The sequence below is a fragment of the Sorangium sp. So ce590 genome (assembly GCF_051521365.1).
In the GTDB taxonomy this organism is placed as follows: domain Bacteria; phylum Myxococcota_A; class Polyangia; order Polyangiales; family Polyangiaceae; genus Sorangium.
This window is the reverse complement of sequence record NZ_CP150346.1, coordinates 8,839,571-8,861,409: the sequence shown is the minus strand read 5'-3', so window position 1 is coordinate 8,861,409 and position 21,839 is coordinate 8,839,571. Positions and strand designations below refer to the sequence as shown.

23 protein-coding genes and 1 pseudogene are annotated in these 21,839 nt (G+C 71.6%); 8 read left to right on the top strand and 16 right to left on the bottom strand.

Annotation, left to right across the window (positions count from 1 at the left end; translation table 11 throughout):
- Positions 1 to 363: 363 nt before the first annotated feature.
- On the top strand, positions 364 to 951 hold the full coding sequence (locus tag WMF28_RS33380; protein ID WP_437597511.1) for a dihydrofolate reductase family protein: 588 nt from the start codon (positions 364 to 366) through the stop codon (positions 949 to 951).
- Positions 948 to 1,958 carry an RNA polymerase sigma factor gene (locus WMF28_RS33375; RefSeq protein WP_437597510.1) on the top strand — a complete coding sequence of 337 codons (1,011 nt, stop codon included), beginning with the start codon at positions 948 to 950 and terminating at the stop codon, positions 1,956 to 1,958. Before WMF28_RS33380 ends, WMF28_RS33375 begins: the two co-directional genes overlap by 4 nt.
- A gap of 29 nt (positions 1,959 to 1,987) precedes the next feature.
- On the opposite strand, the gene WMF28_RS33370 is transcribed toward WMF28_RS33375, so the two are convergent.
- Together WMF28_RS33370 and WMF28_RS33365 are read right to left on the bottom strand one after the other, a co-directional pair.
- Positions 1,988 to 2,809, bottom strand: a complete 822-nt coding sequence (locus WMF28_RS33370) for an SRPBCC family protein (RefSeq protein WP_437597509.1) — start codon at positions 2,807 to 2,809, stop codon at positions 1,988 to 1,990.
- Positions 2,800 to 3,408 carry a helix-turn-helix domain-containing protein gene (locus WMF28_RS33365; RefSeq protein WP_437604331.1) on the bottom strand — a complete coding sequence of 203 codons (609 nt, stop codon included), beginning with the start codon at positions 3,406 to 3,408 and terminating at the stop codon, positions 2,800 to 2,802. Before WMF28_RS33365 ends, WMF28_RS33370 begins: the two co-directional genes overlap by 10 nt.
- 191 nt (positions 3,409 to 3,599) lie before the next feature.
- On the opposite strand from WMF28_RS33365, the gene WMF28_RS33360 reads away from it, so the two are divergent.
- From WMF28_RS33360 to WMF28_RS33350, 3 genes are all read left to right on the top strand, one after another.
- Entirely contained in the window at positions 3,600 to 4,184 is a 585-nt protein-coding gene (locus tag WMF28_RS33360; protein ID WP_437597508.1) for a hypothetical protein, read from the top strand.
- Between the two features lie 732 nt (positions 4,185 to 4,916).
- Entirely contained in the window at positions 4,917 to 6,272 is a 1,356-nt protein-coding gene (locus tag WMF28_RS33355) for a sigma 54-interacting transcriptional regulator (RefSeq protein ID WP_437597507.1), read from the top strand.
- Positions 6,253 to 8,133 (top strand): serine/threonine-protein kinase, encoded by a 1,881-nt coding sequence (locus WMF28_RS33350; protein WP_437597505.1) that lies wholly within the window; start codon positions 6,253 to 6,255, stop codon positions 8,131 to 8,133. The genes WMF28_RS33355 and WMF28_RS33350 overlap by 20 nt, the downstream gene beginning before the upstream one ends.
- A gap of 10 nt (positions 8,134 to 8,143) precedes the next feature.
- On the opposite strand, the gene WMF28_RS33345 is transcribed toward WMF28_RS33350, so the two are convergent.
- The 3 genes from WMF28_RS33345 to WMF28_RS33335 are packed head-to-tail and all read right to left on the bottom strand — an operon-like array spanning position 8,144 to position 10,532.
- Entirely contained in the window at positions 8,144 to 9,253 is a 1,110-nt protein-coding gene (locus WMF28_RS33345; RefSeq protein ID WP_437597504.1) for an Ig-like domain-containing protein, read from the bottom strand.
- Entirely contained in the window at positions 9,250 to 9,894 is a 645-nt protein-coding gene (locus tag WMF28_RS33340) for a hypothetical protein (protein ID WP_437597503.1), read from the bottom strand. The genes WMF28_RS33345 and WMF28_RS33340 overlap by 4 nt, the downstream gene beginning before the upstream one ends.
- On the bottom strand, positions 9,867 to 10,532 hold the full coding sequence (locus tag WMF28_RS33335) for a hypothetical protein (protein WP_437597501.1): 666 nt from the start codon (positions 10,530 to 10,532) through the stop codon (positions 9,867 to 9,869). Before WMF28_RS33335 ends, WMF28_RS33340 begins: the two co-directional genes overlap by 28 nt.
- A gap of 177 nt (positions 10,533 to 10,709) precedes the next feature.
- Here WMF28_RS33335 and WMF28_RS33330 point away from each other — a divergent pair, with 177 nt between their 5' ends.
- Positions 10,710 to 11,213: a hypothetical protein gene (locus tag WMF28_RS33330; protein ID WP_437597499.1), complete on the top strand. Its 504-nt coding sequence runs from the start codon at positions 10,710 to 10,712 to the stop codon at positions 11,211 to 11,213.
- Here the strand turns inward: WMF28_RS33330 and WMF28_RS33325 are convergent.
- Both WMF28_RS33325 and WMF28_RS33320 read right to left on the bottom strand, forming a co-directional pair.
- Positions 11,210 to 11,761 carry a glucuronyl esterase domain-containing protein gene (locus WMF28_RS33325; protein WP_437597497.1) on the bottom strand — a complete coding sequence of 184 codons (552 nt, stop codon included), beginning with the start codon at positions 11,759 to 11,761 and terminating at the stop codon, positions 11,210 to 11,212. The two genes, WMF28_RS33330 and WMF28_RS33325, sit on opposite strands and share 4 nt — an antisense overlap.
- A gap of 248 nt (positions 11,762 to 12,009) precedes the next feature.
- Positions 12,010 to 12,891, bottom strand: coding sequence for an SDR family oxidoreductase (locus WMF28_RS33320; RefSeq protein ID WP_437597495.1), 882 nt, complete (start codon positions 12,889 to 12,891; stop codon positions 12,010 to 12,012).
- A gap of 80 nt (positions 12,892 to 12,971) precedes the next feature.
- Between WMF28_RS33320 and WMF28_RS33315 the strand changes: the two genes are divergently transcribed.
- A complete protein-coding gene (locus WMF28_RS33315) occupies positions 12,972 to 13,499 on the top strand; it encodes a MarR family winged helix-turn-helix transcriptional regulator (RefSeq protein WP_437597493.1) in 528 nt (175 codons plus the stop codon).
- A gap of 106 nt (positions 13,500 to 13,605) precedes the next feature.
- Here the strand turns inward: WMF28_RS33315 and WMF28_RS33310 are convergent, their stop codons facing one another.
- From WMF28_RS33310 to WMF28_RS33275, 8 genes are all read right to left on the bottom strand, one after another.
- Positions 13,606 to 14,511, bottom strand: a complete 906-nt coding sequence (locus WMF28_RS33310; RefSeq protein WP_437597492.1) for a DUF6999 family protein — start codon at positions 14,509 to 14,511, stop codon at positions 13,606 to 13,608.
- A gap of 1 nt (position 14,512) precedes the next feature.
- Entirely contained in the window at positions 14,513 to 15,211 is a 699-nt protein-coding gene (locus WMF28_RS33305; protein WP_437597491.1) for an iron-containing redox enzyme family protein, read from the bottom strand.
- Between the two features lie 28 nt (positions 15,212 to 15,239).
- Positions 15,240 to 16,370: a beta-ketoacyl-ACP synthase III gene (locus WMF28_RS33300; RefSeq protein WP_437597490.1), complete on the bottom strand. Its 1,131-nt coding sequence runs from the start codon at positions 16,368 to 16,370 to the stop codon at positions 15,240 to 15,242.
- A gap of 189 nt (positions 16,371 to 16,559) precedes the next feature.
- Positions 16,560 to 17,441, bottom strand: a complete 882-nt coding sequence (locus WMF28_RS33295; protein ID WP_437597489.1) for a hypothetical protein — start codon at positions 17,439 to 17,441, stop codon at positions 16,560 to 16,562.
- A gap of 251 nt (positions 17,442 to 17,692) precedes the next feature.
- Positions 17,693 to 18,493 (bottom strand): hypothetical protein, encoded by an 801-nt coding sequence (locus WMF28_RS33290; protein WP_437597488.1) that lies wholly within the window; start codon positions 18,491 to 18,493, stop codon positions 17,693 to 17,695.
- Positions 18,490 to 19,122: an RNA polymerase sigma factor gene (locus tag WMF28_RS33285; protein ID WP_437597486.1), complete on the bottom strand. Its 633-nt coding sequence runs from the start codon at positions 19,120 to 19,122 to the stop codon at positions 18,490 to 18,492. The genes WMF28_RS33290 and WMF28_RS33285 overlap by 4 nt, the downstream gene beginning before the upstream one ends.
- Positions 19,123 to 19,159: 37 nt before the next feature.
- Positions 19,160 to 20,209, bottom strand: coding sequence for a hypothetical protein (locus WMF28_RS33280; protein ID WP_437597485.1), 1,050 nt, complete (start codon positions 20,207 to 20,209; stop codon positions 19,160 to 19,162).
- Positions 20,210 to 20,307: 98 nt separating this feature from the next.
- Positions 20,308 to 20,436 carry a hypothetical protein gene (locus WMF28_RS33275; protein WP_437597484.1) on the bottom strand — a complete coding sequence of 43 codons (129 nt, stop codon included), beginning with the start codon at positions 20,434 to 20,436 and terminating at the stop codon, positions 20,308 to 20,310.
- Positions 20,437 to 20,829: 393 nt separating this feature from the next.
- Between WMF28_RS33275 and WMF28_RS33270 the strand changes: the two genes are divergently transcribed.
- Positions 20,830 to 20,997: a hypothetical protein gene (locus WMF28_RS33270; protein WP_437597482.1), complete on the top strand. Its 168-nt coding sequence runs from the start codon at positions 20,830 to 20,832 to the stop codon at positions 20,995 to 20,997.
- A gap of 235 nt (positions 20,998 to 21,232) precedes the next feature.
- Here the strand turns inward: WMF28_RS33270 and WMF28_RS33265 are convergent.
- Positions 21,233 to 21,316 (bottom strand): annotated as a pseudogene (locus WMF28_RS33265) (addiction module protein); the annotation flags it as partial.
- Positions 21,317 to 21,839: the final 523 nt, after the last annotated feature.

Genomic DNA, 21,839 nt, shown 5'->3' with positions numbered 1-21,839 from the left:
CGGCGGCGAGGTCCCGGCGCAGTCCCGCAAACGCCTATTCATTGGGCCCGCGTTGGGCCATGCCGGAAGCGGACCTGGCCGACCGCAAGGCGGAACCATTTGAAATCGTTGTTGTTTTTTTTTTTTTTCGATCGTCCGCCGGCACCAGGGAAGAAGCCCAAGTTCGTCCCTGGCTCCGCGATGACGTCAGGCCCGAGGAGCCCCTATGCGTCGCGCAGCGGTCGGTCCGGTCGGCCCAACCTGGGTGGGGCCCGGTCGGCCCAACCTGGGTGGGGCCCGGTCGGCCCAACCTGGGTGGGGTCGGCCCGCAACAATTTCCTCGTCCCCCCGTATCCTGCCGGCCGCGCCGTTCGTTGGTGGGCCATGACGACGACAACCCCGACCGAACGACGCCTCTACGTCTCCATGATCACCTCGCTCGATGGCTACATCGAGGGGCCGAACCGCGAGCTGGACTGGTTCCAGGACGGCAACCCGCAGTTCGAGCGGTACTGCGACGAGATGATCGACTCCGTCGGCCTGGCCGTGTACGGCCGCGCCTCCTACGAGCTGATGCTCCAGTACTGGCCCGACGCCGAGGCTCGCCCGCGCTCGCCGCAGGACCTTTCGTTCGCCCGCAAGATGAACGCCCTGCCCAAGGTGGTGCTGTCGCGGACCCTGGCGCATGCCGCGTGGGCCAACACCCGCGTGGCCCGTAACCCCGAGGAGATCGCCGCGCTCAAGCGGCAGCCCGGCAAGCCGATCGTCGCGTGGGCCGGCGCGGCCCTCGTGTCGACCCTGATCGAGCACCGCCTCGTCGACGAATTCCGTCTGGTGGTGCACCCGGTGGTGCTCGGCGGCGGCACGCCGCTGTTCGCGCGCCGCGACAGGCGCCTCGCGCTGCGGCAGATCCGGACCCAGAACCTGGGCGGCGGGCTGTCGGTCCTGTGCTACGAGCCGGTCTGGGCATGAGCCACGAGCCGGGCGACCTCCGCGGGCTGAGCGACGACGTCAAGGCATCGTGGCAGCGGTTCCTCGATGTGTTCGAGCCGCTCCGGCCCGAGCTGTACCGCTACTGCCGCTACCTGACCCGGAGCCCATGGGACGCCGAGGACCTGGTGCAGGACACGATGGCCCGCGGCTTCGTCACCCTCGGCACGCTGTTCCACGAGCTGCCCAACCCGCGCGCCTGGCTGTTCCGGGTGGCATCGAACCTGTGGATCGACCGCGCCCGGCGGCGGCGGCTCGAGCACGATGCCATTGCGGAGCCCGCGGCGGCGCGCCCGGCGCCAGGCCAAGCCCTGGACGAGCCGCGGGCGTCACGGGAGGCCGCCGGCACCCTTGTCGCGCACCTGTCGCCCCAGGAGCGCGCGGCGGTGGTGCTCAAGGACGTGTTCGATCTCTCGCTCGAGGAGGTCGCCGCGGCGCTCTCGACCTCGGTCGGCGCGGTCAAGGCGGCGCTGCACCGCGGCCGCGGCAAGCTGGTGGCGCCCGAGGCCGACGAGCCCCGGGCACCCGCGCCGGGCGTGCTCGACGCCTTCTGCGCCGCCTTCAACGCCCGCGACCTGCCGGCCCTGACCTCGCTGCTCCTCGACAGCTCGATCACCGAGATCGTCGGCGTGGTCACCGAGTACGGGCGCGAGCCCCCGGCCGATCCGCACACCGGGTCGTTCGTCGGCAGCCTCTCGCCGATCACGACCACCGACGCCGGCGGGGTCGATGCCCGGCACCTGGTCGGCTACCTCGGCGGCCCGCCGCGCTGCGAGGTGCGCGAGCATCGCGGCGCGCTGTTGCTGCTCTTCTGGTTCGATCACGACACCGGCCCCGCGGTGCGCACCGTCTGGACCGTCGAGACCGACGGCGATCACCTCGCCCGCATCCGCAACTACTTCTTCACCCCCGATGTGATCGCCGAGGTCTGCCGCGAGCTCGCCGTGCCCTTCCGCACCAACGGCTATCGCTACTGGATCAACGATTAGCCCCGGGGGCCTGCCGGCGGAGCAGGCCGCTACGCGTTCGCCTTCTGCACGGCGTTCGCCGGAAAGCGAGCTTCCAGCCAGGCGCGCCATCGTGGCTCGAGCTCCGCGGCGGTCTCGGCCGCTCGATCGCCGTAGAAGAACAGGCTGACGGCGACGCGCGCCTTGTCCTCCCAGCGGTAGCTCCCGAGGAGCGCGATGCCCTGCGCCGGCTGCTCGAGACGCAACAGGACTTCACAGGTCTCGTCGCCTTGCTCGACGTGCTCGATGGTGCCGGCGAGCGGCGGGGCACCTGCCGGCGCCGACCGTCGCTCACCCAGGTTGGGGCCGTGGACGCCGAGCGCGGTGGCGAGCTGCTTCCAGACCTCGGCATGCGTGCCAGGGGTTCCGCGCAGCGCGCGCGCGGCGGCGGCGTTCTGGCCCGCGAAGTGACGCAGGTACAGGCGCAGGACCTGGAAGAAGCCGGGCCAGCCGCGCTCGAACCCCTCGATCTCATCGTCCCAGGAGTCGCTTGTCGAGAACAGGCTGTGCACGAGCCGCACGACGCACCTGTCGCCCGAGCGGCTGGCGATGACGAACTCCGACGCGAGGGGCGGCGCGTCCCCGCTCCAGCCGTGCTCCTCGTAAACGAGGCGCGTCGGCGGCTCCCACGCCGTGATCGTCCCCGAGGACGTCACGCCCTCGCCGAACGTGAACTCGACCTTCCCGCCGGCGCGCTCGTCCACGGTGGTCGGCGCGAACCAGGCGCTGATGCCGGGGCCCGTCGCGATGGCGTGCCACACCTGCTCCGGCGTCCCGGGCACCAGGAACTCGAGCTCGACCCAGCGCTTTCGTGCGTCGCTCCTTATCGGCATGTCTCCTCCTCTTTCGGTTCATCGCTCGGCTTCGGATAAGCCATCACGAGCAGGCGGTGGTCGCGCCCGCCGGCGGCGCTCGCGTCGTGGTATCGCGCCACGAGCTCGGCGATCGCCTCGCCGAGATCGGCGGTGAAGGCGGCGCGCTCCGCGGCCGACGCGAACCGGATCTCCGTGTCGATCGAGAGCGTCGCCAGCCGCTTCTTGGCGCCGAGCGCGCGGCGCCACAGCCCGCCGACCTCGCGAACGACGCGCGCGGCGAGCGCGACGAGGTAGCTCGCCGAGAGACGATCCACCGTCCGCCGTGGATCCGCGGCGACAGGCCCCAGCGCTCCCGGCGATACGACATAGGCGCTCGCGGTCGCCACGAACAGGCGCTCCGTCAGGCCGCCCCACTTGCGCTCGCCCGCCGCCCGCACCAGCTTGTGCGCTTCGAGCGCGCGCAGGTGATAGTTGACCTTCTGGCGCGCCAGGCCCACCCGCTCCGCGAGGTTGGCGGCGGAGGCCGGCAACGCCAGCTCCGAGAGCAACCGGCTCCGGATCGGGTCGAGCGCGACGACCGCCGCGGCAGGGTTTTCGATGACCTCCACGTCCAGCACGACGACCATCCTAGATTGACAACTTTTGTTGTCAAGCATCTCGAGTGGGCTCGCCGTGTTCGCCCGCGCGTCCGCGCCCGCGCCCACGCTCGCGGGCGGCGCGCGCTTTCTTGCTCTGCCGGCGGCGCTTGCCGCTAGCATCGTGTGCCCGCGCACCCGCGCGCCGCCACCGCCTGAGAAGGAGGCCCTCCGTGCACCGTCGACATGCGCTCTGGATCCTGTTGCTCTGCCTGACTCCCCTGCTCGCCGCGTGCGGGCATCCCTGGAAGACCACCCGTCAGGCTGTGCCGAACCCGTTCTACGGCAAGGGGCGCCTCGCTGTCGTCCCGGTGGCGTTCCTCGCCCTCGAGGTCGGCGACGTCACCGAGGCCGACTGGATGGCCGAGAAGGACGCCGAGCAGCGGCAGAGCTGGCAGGAGGACAAGGCGGCGATGAACGAGCAGTTCACGGAGGCCCTCATGGCGGAGGCAGCGTCGGAGGACGCCATCGTCGTCAAGGCGATCAGCGCCGCCGACGCGCCGTTCTTCATCCGCGCGAACGTGACGTTCTACGAGCCCGGCATCTTCACGGGAGTCTTCAACAAGCACACGCTCCTCAAAGCGACGGTGCAGATCACCGACCCGGCCGGGAGGGTGTTCGACGAGATCCTGATCGAGGCGAAGTCGCCAGCGACGTTGTTCAACCCATCGACCGGCGGGCGCGCGCGGGACGCGGCGAACCAGCTCGGGAAGCTGGCGGGGAAGTACATCAACCATCGCGTCAGCGGCGGCGACTGAGCTGCCCCGGCGGCCCGACGCCGGATCAAGGTAGCCGCCCGCCGGAGCCGGGCGCTGCGTCATGCAGCGCGTGGCCGGCGAGGGCTACCCGCTCCTGGCGAGAGACTTTCCCTGGGCCTCGAGCGCGGCCTTGATGATCCCGACCGCCTTCGGCCCCACGCCATGGAGCGCCAGGAGCTGGGCTTCCGAGAATCGCGTGACCTGATCCAGGCGAGAGACTCCAGCAGCAGCGAGCGCTCGAGTCGCCGGCTTCCCGATGCCCTTCGGAAGCGCGGATTCTGGTTGTTCCTTCGGTTTGCTCGGCATGGGCTCATCCTGGTTCATTCGCCGCCCGGCGGGCCGGCGCCCGGCTGCGCCGGCAGCGCCAGCCTCACGATCACGCACAGCATGCCAGGACGAGGGCCGCTGTACAATACCGCGGTACAGGGACTAGCACCAACGATGCGAGCACCCCCGCGGCTCTCGTCCGGACTGAGCGCGCCTCGGCGCACAGCGCGCTCTTCGTACAACCGCTCCACGCTCTCGACGAAGAGGCGCGTCAGCGCGCCGAGCTTGTGAGGACGCCGATCAAGATGCCGCGCCGCGCGCCCTTGCCGCCATGGGGCTGATCTCCCGGAGAGCCGTGCGCACTTGCGTCAACTATGGAATTCTCGCTCTGAAACGGCCGGCGGGCCTCGCCAGGCATAACGATCGAGCGCCGATGGGCCTGTGGTACGCTACGGTCAGGCCCTTGTGTCGAAGCGCAGCGTACAACCGGAGGCCCGCGGCACCCGTGTGATCGAGGTGGCAGGCGGTCCGCGGCTCGTCGTCCCCCGCGGCCGCCTCACGGCCGTGGACGGGCCGAGCGCGGGCCACACGATCGCCGTCGAGGCTGCTCCGGTGGTCGTCGGCGCGAGCGATGACGTCGATTTCACGCTCGCGGATCCTGCGGTGAGCGCGCGCCACCTCGAGATCGCTGCCACGCCCCTCGGCTTCCGCTTGCGCGATCTCGGGAGCACGAACGGGACGTTCGTCGACGGCCGGCGCACCGGCGAAGTCTGGCTCGGCGAGGCCACGGAGATCCGCGCCGGAGAGACGCGCCTTTCCTTCACCCTCGAGGCGGGGGCGCGGGAGCTCCCGCTCTCGCGTGCCATGAACTTCGGCGATCTCCTCGGCCACAGCCCGCCGATGCGCGCCGCCTTCGCGCTCCTCGAGGGCGCGGCCCGCAGCGACGCGACGGTGCTCGTGCTCGGCGATTCGGGCACGGGCAAGGAGCTCGCCGCGCGCGCCATCCACGAGCGTTCTCCGCGGCGCGATGGGCCGTTCGTGATCCTCGACTGCGGCGCGGCCAGCCCGACGCTGCTGGAGGCGCAGCTCTTCGGCCACGCGCGCGGAGCGTTCACCGGCGCCACCGAGGCCCGTGAGGGCCTCTTCGAGGCGGCGCACGGCGGCACGCTCGTCCTCGACGAGATCGGCGAGCTCCCGCTCGAGCTCCAGCCGAAGCTGCTCCGCGCGCTCGAGGCGCGCACCGTCTGCCGCCTCGGCGAGCCGAGGCCGCGGCACATCGACGTCCGGTACATCGCCTGCACGCACCGGCTCCTCGAGGCCGAGGTCCGCGCCGGGCGCTTCCGGCAAGATCTCTATTTCCGGCTCTCTGTCGTGACGGTCCGCCTCCCGCCGCTTCGAGAGCGAAAGGAAGAGATCCCGCGGCTCGTCAGCCACTTCCTCGGCAAGCTCGCGCCGGGCGCCCCGATCGATCTGCCCAGGTCCATGCTCGAGCTGCTCGCGAGCCACACATGGCCGGGCAACGTGCGCGAGCTGCGCAACGTCGTCGAGCGGTTCCTGACGCTCCCAGGGGTCCCGGCGGCGTCGTTGCTCGGCACCTCGAGCGGGGCGCCGGGCGGCGCCGAGCTCGGCGGCCTGCCGATCCCCGTCGGTGAGCCGTTCCACGAGGCGAAGCGCACATGGACCGAGCGCTTCGAGCAAGCTTACCTCGAGCACCTCCTCGCGCGGGCGCAGGGCAATGTCTCCGAGGCCGCGCGGCTCGCCGGGCTCTCCCGCCAGTCGTGCTATCGGCTGATGCAGAAGCATGGCCTCCGGGTCGAGTGAGCCGGCCGCCGAGGGCGACCTCCATGGCCCCGCCGCCCCCGGCTGGCTCGTCGTGCGCCGCATCGCCGTGGGCGGGATGGCCGAGGTGTTCCTCGTGCGCGGCGAGCGGGCCTCCCGCGCGGTGCTGAAGCGGATGCTGCCTCAGCACCGGGGCGATCCCGAGCTCGTCCGCGCCTTCGTGCACGAGGCAGAGCTCGGGCGCGCGCTCGCGACGCCGGTCCATCCGGCCCTCGTCCGTACGCTGGAGCACGGCGAGGACGCGGCGGGCGGATGGATCGTCCTCGAGCACGTCGAAGGGGCAACGCTCGCCGAGATCCTCGCCGCCGCCCGCCGCGCCGGGGAGGCCGTGCCGCTCGGCGTCGCGCTGCATGTCACCGCGACGCTCCTCGACGTGCTCGCGTTCGTGCACGGCGCCACGGACGCGGCGGGCCGCCCGCTCGGGATCGTGCACCGCGACGTCACGCCGGAGAACCTCCTCGTCTCGCGCGAGGGGGCCGTCAAGCTCGGCGACTTCGGCATCGCGCGCTCGCGCCTCCGGGACGCGCGCACGCGGACCGGTGTCATCAAGGGCAAGCTCGCGTATCTCGCGCCCGAGCAGGTGACCGGATCGAGCGTGGACGCGCGCGCGGATCTGTATGCCGCTGGGATCCTCCTCTGGGAGCTCGTGACCGGCCGGCCTTGGCTCGACGCAGCCGACGAGCTCTCGCTGCTGCGCGCAGCGGAGGATCCGCCGCGCCGGTCGCCCTCGTCGCTCGGCGGCGACCCGCGCCTCGACCCTGTGCTCGCCCGCGCGCTGGCGCGCTTCCCCGAGGAACGATTCCCGACCGCCGCCGCCTTCCGCGGCGCGCTCGCCCCGCTGCTCGAGACCGAGCTCCGGGGCGACGAGCGGGCCTGGCTGGCCCGCGGCGCGCAGGCCCTTGCCCTGCCCGGACCGGCGCCCTGCGCGCCCGACCCTGCCCCGGCGCCGCCGCCGGAGCCGCCGCGCGCCGCGCCCTCCTCCGAGACGGGACAGCCCCGCGCCGGGAGCCCGCAGCCCGCCCGCGCGGCGTGGCCCGCCATCGCCGCGCTCGCCGCGACGCTGCTCGCCGGCGCGCTGGTCGGAGAGCGCATGCTGCGCGCAGGCGGAGCGGCGTCGCGTGCGATCCCGATGCGGGTCGCGCCGGTCGCGACGGCGGCGAGCGGAGGCACGGCCGCCGAGGTTCCGTCCGCGCCCGCGGCTGGGGCCGCTCCGGTCGCCACGGCGGTGAGCGGGGACAGCGTTGCCGGGGTCCCGTCGGCGCCCGCGGCCGGGGATGTCGCGGCGAAAGCGTCCTTTCCGAGCGCGTCATGGCCCCTCGGCGGCGTCCCAGCAGCCGCCTCCGCGCCTTCCGGGGGCGCCTCCGCGCCGTCTGCCGCCGACGGCGGCTTGCCCGCCCGCGCTGAAGCCGGCGAAGCCCTCGCTGCGCCACCGGCCAGGCTGGAGGGCGCGCCGGTCGACGAGCGCGCGGCCGCGCTGCGCGCTCGGCTCGACGCCGCCCGCGCCTCGCTCGCGAAGCGCGGGATCGAGGCCGCGGACCTCCCGCCCGGCCTGCGCGCCTCCGCGGCGCGCGCCGAGGCTGCCCTCGCCGAGGGGGACGTCGCCGCGGCGGCCTCCGAGGTCGACACGTTCGTCGCGACCACCGCCGGGCTGCGGCTCGACCAGGAGATCCTGCGCCGAAAGCTCGATCGGGTGGGGGCCCTGCTCCGCGCCGCGCGTGCGCGCGGCGCCGACACGCGCGCCGCCGAGGGCCGCGCCGCGGCGGCGCTGCAGTCGTTCCTCGACAGGCGCTACGAGGCGACGAACGCCGAGCTCGACGCCCTCCTCGCGGAGCTCGCGCGATGAGGGTGCGCCGTCAGCGGCAGATCCCGCTCGTGGCGTCGCAGCGGTGCTCCGGAGCGCACGGCGAGAAGAGCGCGTCGGCGCGACAGTCGTCGACGCACAGGGCGCGCAGCCGATCGCACACGCGCCCTCCCGGGCACGGCACGGGGCAGTCTCTGGGGAGGCAGACCCCGCCGACGCACGCGGCGCCCAGGGGACACGCGTAGTCCGGCGCGCACGGGGGCTCGGTCGGCTCCGTCGGGGGCGGCTCGCAGGACAGGGAGAAGTCGCCGAGATACCCCTGCGCGCCCGCTTCTGCCGCGACCTGATCGAGCGGCTGCCCTGTCGGATCGCGTACCGCGCTGGCGATGGTGACGCGATACGCGAGCCTGTCGACCCCCACGAGCCTCGGCGTGGCGATGTTTGCGACGAGCCCTGACGGATCCATGGCCACCGAGATCGGCCCTGGATCTGGCGTGATCGTGACGGCGCCCGGCGCGCGCAGGCTCGCCTCGTCGATGGGGCGCGAGAAGGAGATGACGAGCGAAGGCACGGCACATCTGAGCGCGACGCCTCCATCGTCGGGCAAGACGCGCTCGACGCGAGGCGGCCTCACCTCCGGCCGCAGGTTGAAGGGCACCGTCATCATCGGCGGCGGCGCCGCGAAGCGCGCCCCCATCAGCTCGCCGCGCGCGACGAAGCTGCCCGGCGCCGGGCTCGCCTGCAGGCCGAGCACCCGGATACTGAGCGAGACGTCGGGTAGACTGCCCTGCTCGATGCGGATGATCGGGAGCCGCTCCCGCTCGATCGAGAGGGTGAATACGAGCTCGAGCGCCGCATCCACGTCGGCGTTCTTCACCTGCACGCCGCCCCGCGACCGCTCCTCGCCCGGTGCGTAAAGGCCCTCCTCGGCGTCGACGACGAGCACGGCCTGCTGGACGTGCGCGAGGAGCTGCTCGGTCGTGTTCACGTTCGGATCGGGCACGAGCATCAGGTCGAGCGCGGGCGGCTCCGCGCACCCTGCCGCGCCGAGCGCGAGCCCGGCGGCGCCGAGCGCGAGCGTGCGCCGGAGGGCGGGAGAGGCTCCCCTCGCGGCGCCCTGCCCAGGCTCGCGCGCCGGAGGATCGCGCCGGCGCCGGCTCATGGCGGGGTGAGCACCACGTCGGGGTCGCCCTCGCCGCTGCTCAGCGCGACGCCGATCCCGGCCGCGGCGCCGGCCGTCGCCGCGGCGGCTACGCCGACCCAGAGCCACGGCTCCTCGTACCAGGCGTGGCGCGGCCCCGGCGGGAGGGGCGCCCAGGGCTTCGCGAGCCGCTCGCCCAGCCGCTCGATCGCGGCGCGGAGCCGCGCCGGATCCGCGTCGTGCACGACCTCCTGCATGAGCTGCTCCCTCATCTGTGTCTCCACGTCGACGATCGTGCCGCGCACGAGCACGGTCGCGCCGAGCCCCGCGAGCTCGGTCCGGACGATCTTCGAGGCGCCGAGCGCGCGGGCCGCCTCCCGCACGCACGCGGCGTCGTCGGCGCAGCCGGGGCTGCGCGACAGCCGCGCCGAGAGCCGCGAGACCCGCGCGCCCCCGCGCCGCGCGAGCGCAGACGCCATCGCGCTGTCGCCGTCGACGCCCTCGACGCTCGCCTCGGTGGCCCATGCGGTGGGCATGAGCGCGACGTGGACGCCGGGCCGCGGCGTGCGGGGCGCCTCCCCGGTCGCCCCGGCGCACCCCGCGACGAGCGCTGGAGCGCCGGCGAGCAGCGCGATCAGCGCGAGCCCACGTCCGGAGGGCACGCCGGTAAAACCCAGCCGCAGGAGTCCCCGTCCGTCGGCGTGCATGCAGGGTAGATGCGGGTTCCGTCCGGGCATGTCCAGTATTCCATGGGCGGCGGCTCAGGACACGCGTCGACGTCGCAGACGCCGCTCGCGTCCGGAGTGCACACCGGGAAAACCCAGCCGCAGGAGTCCCCGTCCTTCGGCGTGCATGCAGGGTAGATGCGGGTTCCGTTCGGGCATGTCCAGTATTCCGCGGGCGGCGGCTCACCACACGCGTCGGCGTCGCAGACGCCGCTCACGTCCGGAGTGCACGCCGGTAAAACCCAGCCGCAGGAGTCCCCATCCGTCGGCGTGCATGCAGGGTAGATGCGGGTTCCGTCCGGGCATGTCCAGTATTCCATGGGCGGCGGCTCAGGACACGCGTCGACATCGCACGTGAGGGCGCCGTCCGCGCACCTGACGAACGTGGTGTCCGAGCCCGCGCCGTAGAGCGGAGCGCAGTCTTCGCGCAGGAGACAGGCGGCTTCGTCGAGCCTATCGCACGCGATCTGCGATGGGCTTGTGCCTGTCGCGGAGCCGCCGCTGACAGAGGTGCAGTTCACCGTCGCAGCGAGCGCGGTGAGCGCGAGGAAGGCGGTGGCGAGTCGATTTCTCATGATCGTGTTCTCCTGGTACTTTCAGGGTTGCCGGTCCCTGTACTCTGTAGCCTGTAGCAATGGCCATTCCACCCCTCCCCGCGCGCATTCCTCGGGCGATCGCGCCGCTGGATCCGGCGCCGATCGTCACGCGTAGTTGACACCTGTCCACCGCCCGTGACAGGGGCCTGTTGCGGCGTGCGCGAACAGGGGCTCCCGGGCGGGTCATGTCGACTTCTCCACCATGGATGGCAACTGCACTGGTGTCGGGATCGGGCTCGACCCCGGTCGAGTCACGGTCTGAGCGAGGCCGGTCCCGTCGTCTGGAACAACGACCTCCGCACCGTCGCCGGCGCTGCCCACGGTCGATCGCTCGCCCGGATCGGCGAGCTCGACGCGGAGATCGCCGCGGCCGGTGACGGGCACGACTCGACGCAGTTCCCGAGCTACGGTCCTGGCGCCTCGACCGCGGCGCGGTTCAAGGACTCGGCGGTGGTGATCTCCGATCTGCCGGCGGGCACACCGGTGACGCTCACCTTCCGGGTCGTCGCCTGGAGCCTCGCGATCGCCACCGGCAACGGCGTCGCCTCCAGCAGCTGTCAGTTCACGGTCATCGGCTCCACCAAGACCGCCTACTGGAGCTTCAGCTCGGCCAGGAACGATTGCACGAAGCTCGGCCGCGCACGAAGGGCATCGGGCTAGGGAGTATCCCCGCGCGGCGGCATGACGTCGAAGCGCCGGGCCCCCGGCTTCCCCAGGAGGACCTGATCGGCGAAGTCGAAGATGGCGTTCCAGTCTTCCTCGGTGGCGCCGTGCCCACCGGGCCGGAAGTGCAGTCCCAGATGCTCAGGAACGCCGAGGAAGTCGTACACCGGTTGAGCGCCGAGATACGACTGCACGGCCGCGTAGGCCCTTCCGTACGGATCGTCGAGCGAGTTGCACAGAATGAACAGCCGCGGCGCGGTGAGGGCGGGGAGCCAGTGCTGGTCCGAGGGGAGGCGCTCCGTCTGGTTCCTGAACTCGGGAAGGAGCGGCCCGAACCAGTAGGTGTTCTGAGCGACGATCTCGGTGATGCCCTGTCCGAGCCCACCGCCCATCTCGGCGCCCGAGAACCGAAAGGCCATGCCCCCCGCCACCGGGGCGGTGAGCGCGATGCGCTCGTCGAAGGCGCCCGTGAGCAGAACCGCCTGGCCCAGGCGCGACACCCCCGTGACCATGATCTTGCCCCGATCCACGGCTGGATCGGTCATCAGAGCCTCGCGCGAGCGCACCGGCCGCTCTCCCCAGGCTGCTTTCGCCGGAGCCGAAGGAGAGCGAGATCAAGATGGGACGAGCCTCGGCCTCCTCCTCGGGAGTCGCCTTGGCCTTCGGGAAGAAGAGGCCCAGGTCGAAGCCGAGCTCCCCGCCTGGCCCGAAGCTCAGGTGAAGCTTGCAAAGCGAATGGTTCGATGCTCGATCATGATTGTCGCTCCAGGGGGGAAATCAGTGCATCGCTGCCCTAGCGAGCGCCTGACGTCGAGAGCCCGAAGACCTCGCGCAACCCCTCCGGGAGGGTGGTGGGCGTGCGCCGGAGCAGCGTCTCGAGGTCAGAGCTCGTCTCGTCCAGCTGGTCGCCCCGGATGTCGGAGTAGAAGCCGAGGTAGCGGCGGGCGAGGTGCTCCGGCACGCCGGCCCGGATGGCGTCCGCGACGTACGTCTCGTCGGAGATCCGCGTGTAATCAACGGTCCTGCGCGACACCTCGGTGAGGGCGGCCGCCACGTCGTCGAAGGTGTAGCTGCGGGGGGCGGCGACGACGTAGGTGCGGTCCGCGCCCTCGTGGTCGAGCATGGCGTTGGCGAGGGCCTCGCCCATCTCGCGGCGCAGGGCGTAGGCGACTCTACCGTCGCCGGCCGGCAGCCGGATGCCCGTCTCGAAGACCCGCGCGCCACCGACGTAGAGCGGAACGGTGTCGAGGTACAGGGCGTTGCGGAACAGGACGTGGGGCAGCCCGCTGCGCCGGATGCGGTCCTCGGTCTCGAAATAGTCGCGCATCAGCGCGTTCTCCGAGGCGTGGACGTCCCTCAGCGACCGGCTGGCGAACCCGAACAGCGCGACACCGGCGCGCCGGGCCGCGTCGATGACGTTCTGGTGCTGCTGCACGCGATGCTGGGGGGCGTTGCCCGCGATGAGCAGGACGCGGTCGACGCCGGCCATCGCCCGGTCGAGAGCGGCGGCGTCGTCGTAGGCGCCGACCCGGACCGAGACGCCGCGCGCCACGAGGCCGGCGGCCTTGCGCTCGTCGCGCGCGAGCGCGGCGATGTCAGCGCCGGCGGTGCGCTCCAGCAGGCGGTGGACGACGGCGGACCCGAGCTGTCCGGTGGCTCCGGTGACGAGGATCATGAGCGTTTCTCCCTGAAAAGGACCAATTACATAGCGTGCTATGTGTATGAATAGCACGCTATGTTGTAGGGTGGCAACCGATGGATATCGACTACGACACGGGCTACTTCGTCACCCGGACCGCTCGGGCGTTCATGCGCGTCGCCGAGGCGCAGCTGCGCCCGCTGGGGCTCGGCGTCGCCCACATCCCGGTCCTGCTCTGCCTGGCCGAGGAGGAGTCTCTGACCCAGGCGGAGATCGCTCAGCGTACGCACGTCGAGCAGCCCACCGCCGCCGCGCTGCTGCAGCGCATGGACAAGGCTGGCCTGATCGAGAGGTCGCCCGACCCGCGCGACCGCCGGGCCACCCGCATCCGCCTCAGCGCCCGCGCCGAAGAGGTCATGCCACGGGCGCTCGAGCTCCTCGGCCAGTCGAACGGCGAGGCCACGGCCGGGCTCTCCGCTCGGGAGATCGAGGCGCTCCACGGCCTGCTGCGCCGCGTGCTGGCCAATCTCGCCGCGATGATCGACGACGACCGGGGTCAGGCGGCGCCCAGGGAGAAGGAAAAGCACAACGAGCCGGCGACAAGGCGCGCCCCTTCGAGCGGCCCCAGCGTGCGGCGTCGGTGATGCACCACGGCGGGTTCGGCCCCGGCCTCTGGATATCGTGCGGTGGCTGCCGGTCGCCTCCAGCAGGCGCTACCCGACCTCGAGACCGGGGGTGAAGATCGTGACGCTACGGCGCGAGGGCTCCCCGGGCCGCCGCTCTCCCCGCTTCTGCCTTCAGCTTCCTCAGGTGTCCGTGCAGGGTCTCGGAGTCGAGGCCATGTAGCGTCAACCGGAACCCGGCCTCGAGCGTCGAGCTGGGCACCATGGGATGATGGTTGTGCACAAGGGCGACAGGCAGCGGGTCGTCCAGGATCTTGCCGACGTAGAGCGCGATGATCTCGTCCAGCTGCAACGAATTGCTCGCCCGCCAGAAATGGTGGTCAGACAGGAACAGCGCATAGAGCGGCGTGTAGATCTCGATGGCGGTCTGCAGGTCGACGACGTTCAGCCAGGTGTCCGGGAGGTCGTCGATGCTCGCGTCGTCCTCGGTGATGGCAGAGAAGTCGATCGACCTCCGGGGCTCGATCTCACGCCCCTGGGCGCGAAGCTTCTCGTTCAGCTCGATGATGAAGTTGTAGAAGGTCAGATCGTGGACCGTGAACGTGTTGTCCAGCAGGTCCTCCAGCCTCCGGGTCCTCAGCGGCGTTGTCGTCTCGAGCTCGATGCCCGGGACGTTGTCCTCGATGAACTTCAAGATCTCCGTGCCGATGGTGAAGTGGCGCAGGATGAGGTAATTGGCCTCCGGGGCGACGAAGAGCCTCAGACCCCAGTAAATGGACCGATGCAACAGCCACGGAGATTGCCAGCTCGCCGGGACGAGGATCTTCATGAGCTTGATGCCGGAGATCGACAGGCGGGCGAACGGCCTGACGATCGGCATCACGACCCTGCGCGTTGTGCTGCGCTGGCTCTTCAGGAGGGCGGCCTTGGCCCTCTCGTCGATCGGCAAGGACCGATCCAGGTACAAGGCCAGCCACGGATCGGGATCCCTGGGGTCGTGCTTCATCTTCCTGAAGAGGTCCTGAAAATCCATGTCAGTAGCTCCCGATCTCCTCGAGCTGGAGGCGGTAGAGCCGCGCGGTGACCCGGGCGGTCTTGAGGATCCTCGGCGCCATCCGCGGGAGATCCAAGATACCACAGCGGAGCACCTCTTCCAGCTCGCCCAGGTGATCTTCGTCGGCCTTCGCGTGATAGAGATAGAAGCTGACGGCCTGCGCCTCCAGGCGAAGGGCGGACTGCACATGCTCGGCCCACCGGGCCGCGACCCGCTTGCCGAGGCCTTCGATGATGTACATGGCGCCGAGGAGATCGAAGGGGTTCGGCTGATCGGCGCGGTGGAAGATCCAGGCAGACAGGGCCTCGCTGCCGATGTTCAGCTCGTGCCGCGCGAGCCCGGCCGGGTCGCCGCCGCTCTGCAGGTAGTCCTGCTCCAGCATCAGGTAATCGCGGTGCTCCGCGGCCGCGTGGCGGATGAAGCGCGAGCGCAGCTCGGCGAAGTCGTGGCCGATGCTGGAGGCGGCGCGCGCGATCCAGAGCGCCCCGTTCATGACCTGCGCCCGGTGGTTCAGCAGGAGCTCGTGGTAATCGGCCAGGCGAATGCGACGCTCGATCACGCGCCGCACGATCGGGATGTGATGCACCTGGGACTCGAAATCCAGCCAGATGGACGACAGGCCGCGCAGGACGGCCTGCGGTGAGTCTTCGTCTCGAGGCGATGTACGTTCCGGAAGCATCCTGAACCTCCCTGGGGATGACGGCGGGTCAGACGACCGTGAGCAGCATGAAGGCGATGACGCAGCGGCCGCTCTCCGGGACGAAGCCGAGGACCTGCTGGCCCGGCTGCAGATCCCGCTCCTCGATCAGCTGGTGCAACATGAGGAGAATGGATGCGGCCCCCGTGTTCCCCTGGGAATAGAGGTTCGTGAACCAGCGAGCTTCGGGCACCATCGCCCCGGTCTTCGCGAGCAGCTTGACCATCTCTCCGCGGAGAGAGTGGGACGAGTAGTGCGCGAGGAAGTGGTCGATGGCTCCGGGCCTCAACCGTCGCCGATCCACGAGCTCGAGGTAGTGCTTCGCCCACACGGGGAACATGCGGTAAAGCAGATCGAAGTCCTGCTTGAGGACGAGGGCGCCCTGCTGCGCTGCGAGCGCAGGGCTGTCGTAGTGACTCCAGGGCTTCCTCTCACCCGCCCGGTTCCTGGAGGTGCCCGCGTACATGCAGGGGTCGAAGCGGTCGGCGTAGGAGCAGAGATCGATCCACTCCACCCTCAGGGAGCGGCGCCCCTCGTTCGGCCGGGTCTCCAGGAGCCAGGCGCCGGCCCCGTCGGAGAGGGTCCAGCGGAGGAACTCGGTCTCCATCAAGGCGGAGGAGTCCTCGCCTTCCTGCTCCCGATCGGCATAGAAGCCAGGTCGGAAGAAGCGGCTGGAGAGCTCTGCTGCGCAGGCCACGCCGCAGTCGTGCTCGCCCGCCTTCAGCTGGAGGTAGGCGGACTTGAACGCCATCATGCTGCTGGCACAGACGCTCTGAAAGCTCGCGATCTCCATGGGCCGCAGGCCGAGCTCGCCGTGGACCGCGCTGGCAAAGCCGGGGACGAGGAGGTCACCCTGGGTGGTGGCCGCCGCCAGGAAGGAGAGCCTCTCCGCGGCGATCTCGCTGCGGGAAAGCGCGTCCCGGATCGCGCGAGCCGCCATGTCCGCGCCGCTGTGAAGGGGCACGCCGTCCGGCGTCGACGCATAGTGACGTGTCTTGATGCCGTTCTGCCGGAGGACGAGGCGCCCGAGCCTGGAGCGCCTGTCGCTGATCTTGCCGATGTACTGCTCCATCTCCTCGTTGGGGACCGGCTTGCCAGGCAAGAAAGCGCCAGTGCTGGTGATGTAGACGGAACGATCCATGATCCCTCTCCGTGGCCGACATGGGCTAGGAGCTCGTCACGGCGGCCATCGACACTACCTCAGTCGCCTCGCCGTGCCGAGGCGTAACCATGTCCCGTCTCGCCGACCGCCGGCTGGGCCCGCTGGACGCTGGCCCGGGTTTCGCCTGTCCACGATCCCGGGCCGCGGCAGTCCTCGGGGGACAACGCATCAGAACTCGCCCGAGACCGTGAGGCCCGCGGTGCCGTCGGGGCCCGAAGGCGCGACGCGAAGGCCGGCCCTGCGGAGGTCCTGCTGGTAGGACTGCGCCGGATGATCGTGGGCCATGAGGGCGAACGACCACGCCGAGTTGAGGAGGCCGCTCGCCAGGCTCAGCACCCGCGTCTCCACCGGCAGATCGCCGTCCCATGCGGGCACGGTGGCGACGACCCCGCCGAGCGCGGCCGGGAGGTAGACGGCCCAGTTCGGGATCGCAGGCGCGGTGCCCAGCAGATCCCGCTCGATGCTCGCGATCTGCGCGCCTGACAGCCGCGCGCGCCACGCGGGCGTCGCCACCAGCGCATGGTCGGCGCGGAGCCGGGAGACCGGCGTGTAGTCGGACAGCGCCAGGTTCAGACCGGCGAGGAAGCCGGACACGTAAAATCCAGCCGAGAGCGCGACGGGCGTCATCCTCGCGAGCCCGTCGTCTTCAAGGAACGCGAACCCGAGCCAGAGGCTCCCTTGCGAGAGCAGCCCGGCGGTCCCCAGGGTGTCTCGCCGGTAGGTCTCCGGCACAGCGAGCCCGGCGAGGCCTCCGGCGAGTATCGCCGCGGAGCTGGCAGCGAAGGCGATGCGCAGCGGTGTATCGGTGGGCTGCGGCGCATCGGCGCTCCATGCCAGGCTCGACGCGAGGCCCGCCGCGCCGACGCCGCTGAAGAGGATGGGCAGCGCTATCGAGGAGGAATGCATCCTGATCGCGTCGGTGAAGTGCGGCGCCAGGAGCGCGGCGCGCTCGCGCCGCTGGGCGATGTCTTCCCGAGCCTCGCGCTCCTCCCACGCAGGAGCAATCGCCTCCTGCGCCGCGGCGCTCCGCGGCAGCGAGAGGCTTGACACCGCCGCTCCCACCAGGGCCGCGTGCCGCACGCGGCGCATAGACCATGACGACCAGACCATACGAAGCCTCTCTGTTGAAGGTTCTCGTGTCGAATGAACTCGACATGTTCGACGAACCGAGCACACGAGTCATCTACGGAGCGCTCTTGAGAGCACGTTCACGCCGGTGCGCCTGATGGCCATCTGCTCTCGGTGAGGAGCGCCCCGTCGCTTGTCGCTGTTGTCGCTATGTGTCCGCGGGCGCCGTTCGATCACGGATTCGTCGTCGCGCCGAGGAGCGCGCGCACGCCCGAGGCGTGCGGGCTCGTCGGGCGCGAGGCGAGGAAGCGCTGGCCCAGGTCGGCCGCGCGGGCCCGATCCCCGAGGCGGAGCAGCGCCTCGATGCGGAGCACGGTGGCCTCCTCGCCCATCGCGCTCCGCGGGAACCTCCTGTCGTAGGCGTCGAGCTCCGAGAGGCACCCCGCCGCGTCGCCGGCGCCGAGGGTGTCACGCGCATGATCGATCATGGCGACCTGCTCGCCGAGCGCGTCGGTCGGCGCGACGGGCGCGGATCGCGCGCGCGGCGTGGTGCTCTTCGAGCGCGGCGGGCTCGCGACGGGGGGCGCTGGGCTCGGCAGGGCGCTCGCCGGGAGCGGGAGCGGCGCGCGCGTCACAGGCGCGGCGGGGGTCGATGCGGGCGCGACGGGCGGTGGGTTTGCCACCGGCGGCTCGCCGGGGACGGGCGGTGCGCTTGCCGCCGGCGGCTCGCTCGACGGTACCGCCGAGGAGGGAGGCGCAGCAGGGCGGAGGAGCGCGACGCCCGCGCCGATCATGCCGGCGCCGATCGCCGTCCCGAGGCCCCACTTCGCGAGCGACAGTAGCTTGCCGGTGGCCGCCCCGGGCGCGGGCGCGGCAGGCGCGGCGGGCGCGGCGCTCGTCCCCGCAGCGAGCCCGGCGATGGCGAGAGCGCGCGCGCGCGCCGACGAAGGCGGCGACTCGTGCTTCCACGAGCGGAGCAGCGTGCGCTCGAACTCGGTCGACTCGTCTTCTCCGAGCCGCTTCGGATCGGTCATCGGTTGCCTCCCCCATGCAGCGCCCTCGCCTGAATGCGCCTCGCGATCGCGCGAAATTCCTCGCGCGCGCGCCGGAGGCGGGACGCGACGGTGCCCTTCGCGAGCTCGAGCATCGCGGCGATCTCCTCCGTCGGGACGCCCTCGAGCTCGAAGAGGACGAAGACGACGCGAAGGTCCTCCTCCATCGCGTCGAGCACCTCGTCGAGCAGCGCGCGCGCCTGCTTCATCTCCATGAGCTGCTCCGGGTTCGGCGCGTCGTCGGCCGCGACCGCCATGGCGTCGTCATCGCAGAGCTCGCGCCGGCGCGCCCCGGCGCGGCGCGCGTTCGCCGCGACCCCCAGCGCCGTCCCGAAGAGGAAGGAGCGCTCGCGGCCGGGCGCGATCTCGCCGAGCTTCTGATGCGCGATCAGGAAGACGTGCTGCGCGGCGTCGTCGGCCGACCCGGCGGGCACGCCGAGCCCGCGCAGCGAGCGCCAGATGAAGTCGAAATGCGCGTCGACCAGCGCGCGGTAGCGCTCCGCGGAGGGCGACGGCGCGACCCGCTCGGCGCGCTCCGCGTGCGCCGCCACGGCCGCGTGGCGCGCGACCGCCGCGCGGGGAGGGGGGCCGGATCGCGTCGCGCTGATCATCGTCTTCTGCCGCTATGTTCGCAGGCGAGCGCCGAGATCACGGAATCGTCAAGCCTAGCCCGAGCGCGGAGACGACGTCGAGCGGCGGGCGGGCGACGGCGTCGGCGCCCTGGGCGAGGATGCCGTCGCGCAGCAGCGGCATCCGCACCCCGGCCTCGACGTCGAGCACGAACGGACCCCAGAGCGGCAGCCGCGCGCGCACCGGCAGGGCGAGCGCGAGCCACCCGCGCGTCGCGCTGCGGACCGGGGCGACGCCTCGACGGCTCGCCGCGAGGAGGCCGCCCTCGACGCGCGCGCAGGGGGCCAGGTGCAGGGCGCCGACCGTCGCGCCGAGCGGACACGCGTCGGCGGCGAGGGCCACGAGAAGAAACGATGCCGAGCCGCCCGCCGCGGGGATGTCGGAGGCCGCCTCGAGGCCCGCGCCGAAGCGCAGCGGGCCGACGCCGCGGTCCATCGCGCCGACGGGGGGCTCCGCGAAGATGCGCGCGCCGAAGGAGGGCGCGCCGATCCTCTCGCCAAGAAGGAACTGCGCGCCGAGCGTCAGGTGCGTCGCGACGTCCGGCGCGGGCGCGGGCGCGGGTGGACGCGTCCGCCCGCTACCGGCAGGCGGGGGTGGCGCGGGCGGGCGAGCCAGCCCGCTGCCGGCGGGCCGGGGCGGGGCGGCGGCGGTGCTCGCGGACGCGGCAGCGACGGGGGCGGCGACCGCGGCGGGCGCGTCCGCGCGCTGGGCGTCGATGGCGAGCGCGGTCACCACCGCGAGCGCGGCGACGACATCGTCACAGGTGTCCCCCGCGACATCGCGGTCGGATGCCGTCCCGTCCGCCCCACGTACGCCGAGGCGCCCGGCGAAGCGGCCATCGAGCTTCTCGAGGGTCACGACGTATGCGCTCGCCGCGTCCGCTTCCCCGAGGGCCCGGCGGAGGCGAGCGCTGACACGCGCGCGAAAATCCGCCTCCGTCGGGCATCCAGCCTCCGCGCGATACTCGATGCGCAAGGGGGCGGCGGTCGGCTGAGCGCGCGCCACCGCGCCGCCCGCGAGCACCGCCGAGACCATGAAGAGCCGCGCCGCGGCGGAGCGTGACCTCACCTTGAGGCCAGTGTCGCGCCGCAGCGCCCGGAGCGCTACTCCCTCGGTGCAGCCGCCGCGAGCGCCGGGGCACCTGCGGCAACCGATGTCCTGGCGCGCTACGGGGTACCCGCGCTGCCGGTGTCGCCGTGAGTCAGCGCCTCCCAGGTGATCTGCACGTTGGTCTCGTCCCTGCTGTTGCCGGACTGGCTCCGGATGCGATCGCGCACCTTGCGGCTCCGGGGCATGCTCTGGCCCTTGCGCCCCACATCGTGATTGTACGCGAGCTCCCAGACCGGGACATCCTGCGTCTTCAGCTGGCCGCCACACGGCGAGTCCTCGACCTCGACCGTCGGTCATCGACGGAAACGGGTTCAGATACTTTGCCGTGTACTCGAAGCGGCAGATCCCGCGCGTTCCTCGTCCCCGCAAACGCCTTCTGACGTCGTGTCGATGGCGCTCGTGCACGAGATGGAAGCAGCGGTGACCGCGAGCAAGGTAAGAACGTGATGCATGCAAAGAGTAGATGAGCAGCGCGGCTCAGCGCTGGAGACAATGCGCGCGTCTGCGTGGTCTTTGCTGCAATTCAGGCGTAAAAGTTTGCGTCCAGCAATCGAGGCGTTCTTGTGGGTGATACTGGTATGCTCGTGATCGTCGCTTACGGGACCGGTCAGATCCATCGCCGCATCCATCCGGTGCGCCCGGATGTCCTGCGCGCTCTGGCCTTGTACGCCGGCACGGCGGCGCCCAGGCCGCTCGTTGCGGCGAGGATCGTGCGCGCGCGTCGTGGTGGCGCGAGCGCGTGGTAGGGTCGCGGCCCCGTGCGCCCTGCGGCTGACGAAGAACAGCCCGCTCCCGGCGGGGAGCACCCCGCCTCTGATGCAAAGCAGCCCGCCCCCGGCGAGGAGCAGCCCGCTCCCACCCTGAACCGCGAACTCGGGACCTCCCCTCGCGCGTGGCGTCGGTGGTCATGGATCGTACCTTGCGCCGTGTTCGGGGCGATCCTGGCCATGTCGCGAGCGGGGCAGGTGTAATTCCTCCCGCTCATAGACGTCGCTCAACCTCGGCGAGCCAGGCCGCCTCAACGTCCTCGTCCGCGGGTCCGTCGAGGCTGGCGATCAAGCGCTTCGCGACGTCTGCTCACTCCTCCGGCGGAAATTGCAGGGCCTCGGCGAGCACGGCATTCCTGGACGACCTGCCGGAACTATACATTATAGCAGGATCTTGGCCCTGTGCATCCCCGACGACCGGACGGGGCTCTGGGTGCTGACGGCATCCGGCCGAGTCCTGGTGGGCGCCGCGCAAGACCAGACGCAGGCGCAAGCCATGGATACTTAATGAGAAACGGGCGGTCCCCCGGGGGGTCGCCGAAGAGACCCGGGCCGCGATATGCGAGGGGCGGCCTGCGCCCCGGAGCAGCGGCGCTCCGGGGCCCGATGGACTGGGCTGGTTTCTGCGCGAGCTGCGGCAGCGATCCGGCCTCAGCGGTGAGGAGCTGAGCAAGCGATTTTTGGTCGGGTCGCGGCGGGTTGCAGCTGGTGGTTGCGCTGAAGCACACCGACGGGACCGCGCGGGGCGTGCCCGCGATCCGCTCAGCCCGGTCCGGGCGCAATCCGAACGGGCGGTCCCTGGCGCGCCCTCCGCGCCGGCT